A 531-nucleotide genomic window follows, 5' to 3' on the forward strand; every position below is an offset into this window, starting at 1 on the left:
ATTCGTCTATCACCTTGGTCAGAGACAGGATGTCGTTCCCAATTGCACTCCACGGTTTTACCAGTAAAAGCCATGACTGGTAGGCAAAAGGCCATATTTTGCATGTTTTGCCTACAAGTGCTTGACATAGGGTTTATGCGCAATCAGACTGCGGTTACCCAATTCTGAGGAAACCACATGCGTGATACCTTTGCCCTCCTTGGCGATACCGCTTACCGATTGAGGGCGGTCGCTACCCTCCTTGATGTCAGTGAAAATACCCTGCGCTCTTACCTTAAGGAAAGCAAGCTCGAAATTCGCAGGCAATCTGACGACAAGCCTGGCTCCCCGCCGATTCGTCTCTTTTCCATCCAGAATGTATTTGACCTAGCGGCTTGGAGGCGAGAGAAAGGATATGTTAAGCCGCTTAGCCCCTCCCCTATCGTTATTTCGGTAGACATTATCAAAGGTGGCACGGGGAAGAGCACGACAACTGCAGAACTGGGCGTCTTACTATCTCTGGCCGGGTATAGGGTACTCATGATTGATCTG

At 49.7% G+C, this 531-nt stretch carries 1 protein-coding gene; it reads left to right on the plus strand.

Annotated features, from left to right (window positions below; translation table 11 throughout):
- Positions 1-177 precede the first annotated feature (177 nt).
- A partial coding sequence (locus tag JK635_RS04355) for a nucleotide-binding protein (RefSeq protein WP_202652772.1) occupies positions 178-531 on the plus strand: 354 nt, incomplete at its 3' end.

It is taken from the genome of Neobacillus paridis (genome assembly GCF_016765675.1).
Taxonomy (GTDB): domain Bacteria; phylum Bacillota; class Bacilli; order Bacillales; family Cytobacillaceae; genus Neobacillus; species Neobacillus paridis.